The sequence below is a fragment of the Testudinibacter crocodili genome, assembly GCF_006228025.1.
GTDB lineage: Bacteria > Pseudomonadota > Gammaproteobacteria > Enterobacterales > Pasteurellaceae > Chelonobacter.
On record NZ_VDHF01000124.1, the window covers coordinates 1 to 2,616 of the forward strand.

General features: G+C 45.4%; 1 protein-coding gene and 1 pseudogene. Both read right to left on the reverse strand.

Translation table 11 applies throughout. From position 1 onward, the window contains the following. Nucleotides 1-57 precede the first annotated feature (57 nt). Entirely contained in the window at nucleotides 58-258 is a 201-nt protein-coding gene (locus FHQ23_RS11455) for a CPCC family cysteine-rich protein (RefSeq protein WP_139614439.1), read from the reverse strand. Further along, a pseudogene (locus tag FHQ23_RS12445) lies at nucleotides 255-2,616 on the reverse strand (hypothetical protein); the annotation flags it as partial. The gene FHQ23_RS11455 and the pseudogene FHQ23_RS12445, both read right to left, overlap by 4 nt.

Sequence of the window (2,616 nt, forward strand, 5' to 3'; positions counted from 1 at the left end):
ACAATAGGTAATTTACTATTTATATTAATATCATCAATAATTTTAATCATAAAATTATTAAAAAATTTCCTTTAATAACGCGTAATACACTTCCCTGCTTTTATTTAAACTTAACAGATTCGCCCCCCCATAAAAATCAGGATCATCAAATTGAATAGGATCATCTTCCCAGCCACATATATTACAAATCTCATATTCCCTTTCAGAAAACAAACTATAATTCCCACAACAAGGGCAGCGGTATTTATCTACATTCATTTTTGAGCCTCCCAATAATTTAAACCTGCCTGTGGCTTAAACATTGTCTTTGGAATACCTTCTTTATTTATGGATATAAATATATTTGAACTTGGATGATAAAGCAGAGTATCACCATTACTCCTAGTTTTAGTTAAAGTTCCACTAGGTGGATTTTGAATAAAATTATGAACAGTATTTAAATATTCATTTACGGTTTTTAATTCAGGAAACTCTGCTTTATGTTTAACCCAATGCTCTAGTGCATTTTCCTTAGATGTATTTTTCTTAGTCGCTGACCAAATATTTTTATCATTAATATTTATTTCAACTGTAGTATATCCATATACTTTTTCAACAATAGGCAACTTTTCATTCGCATCAACACCTTTCGCTAAAGGTGATAGCATATTATCGACTGATTTAACCGCAACTGACCCGGCTTTTACCACCGGCAGTACTTCCGCCACCACTGTTCCGCCTCTCATTAATGGCACGAGTGCGGTTTCGGCAGTCATATCTTTGCCGTACAGGGCATTAACATCTGCCTGGTTGTAATGCGTTCTCAGTAAGTCGCCCGAAGATGTATCAAAGGTCGTCCATTTTTCTGTTGCACATGTTGCCGGATTTTTTAAACAGTCCGACAGGTTATATTCAACCGTTTTCACCATATTTTTGGTGGCCTCTATCGGAGAATCCAACGCTGCTCTTGCTGCCTCACTAAGCGCATTACCACCGTCTTTCACACCCTCAAAAACAAGGTTATTCTTCACTTTCGGCACAAGAATATTCGTCAAAAACTGACTGTTTTCTCGATTATACTTTGCCGCTAAATTTGAATATTTTCCTATTGAGTAATATTCATCACCTGAAACGCTAAACAAGTTCTGTGCTTTGCCTTCACTGTTGATAAAGCTCACCGCACTTGAGGACGGCACATCGCCTTTCATACCCGACGCCGAGGACAGGAAACTATCCGCCGCCGCATCTTGGCTGTCTATCATCTTCGACCAGGCATAATCCACCCGTTGTGCCGCTCGCTCAAGCAAACGCTGCTCCGCTTCTGCCTCACTAATGCCCTGTTCTTTGGCAAAGGCTTCCGCATTATTCCGAATCCAATCCAACTCACTCGGATGCAACTGGCGGTTATACCAATCGGTATTGCCGCCTGCACTCACCGCTGCCGTACCGCCACCGGTTGCTGCCCCTATCGCCATACCCGCACCGATATCCAATACCGCTTTGCCCACATCGCCCAATTTTTGACCCAGTGCATTCAAGTGCGGGGCGGCAGCCGAGGTTGTGCCACTTGCCACGGCACCGCTGACATTGCCGGTTAACATCCCGCCTGCTAGCGCATGAAGTGCGGTGCGCCCTGCGCCGCCCTCTTTCCATAAGGTGTAGTTCGCTTGGTTCTGTTCCAGATAGGCGTCTGCTTGTGCAATCTTATCTTTCAACACAGCACGTTTGCTCGGGTCAGTTTCGTGTTTGAGCACTTGCTCCGCTTGCGCTTTAACCCCTTCCGTCAGCTCATAGGCTTTCACATCACCCAGTTTTTCGGCAGTATAAGCCACGCCCTGTGCTGCGGTTTTTCCAAAACCTTCCGTCGTCACCCGTTGAATATCTAACTCTTTTTGCAAGGCGTCTTTATCAAATTGATTGCTCACCCTGCCTGAGCGTGCTACCGCACTTTCCGTGGTGATATCCGTTTGCACACCGCTCAATACTGTTTCTGCACTTTTTCCCGTGCGGGCTTGCTGTGCAACACTGTCGGTTATCTCAATATTGCGGGTATTGATACCACTGCGGGTGACATCACCGGCACGGCTGCTGTCTGAACCAAAACCGATGCTCATACTAACTTCGGTTTTGCCCTTACCGCTATTCGGGTCACCCTCTTGCTGGGCATAATTTTGCCCCTGCGACGCTAACTTCACTCCGCCTATTTCTTTCGCACTCTCGCCGCCGCCGACACTGAAACCGCCACTCACTCCTAGCGTACTTCCGCTGTAATTGGCATAATTTTCAATATCTCGATAATCCATTGTGCCGGTGCGGAAACGGTTTTTCCCCTCTGATTCCGCCTGTGCCGTTGAAGTGATTAAGCCGCCGCCCAACTCAGTATGCCCTTTCACCGTCACTTGGTAGCCGCCATCCCCAGCAAACAGTCCGGATTGTTCTTGCACACTGGCATAATCCGCATTCATCTTCGATTGGTTATAACTTGCCGAGCCTGATACGCCGTAGCCTACCGTGATTTGACCGCTGATATTTTGCTGCTTGCCTTTATACTGCAAGCTGTCTTGTAAACTGGTAATCGTTAAATCGCCGCCAATAGATACGCCATCACTGAACCAAATACAATCCCCTACCACACTT

Excerpts from the sequence above, each read along its gene's own strand:
- FHQ23_RS11455 (WP_139614439.1), bottom strand. The coding sequence starts at position 258 with ATGAATGTAGATAAATACCGCTGCCCTTGTTGTGGGAATTATAGTTTG.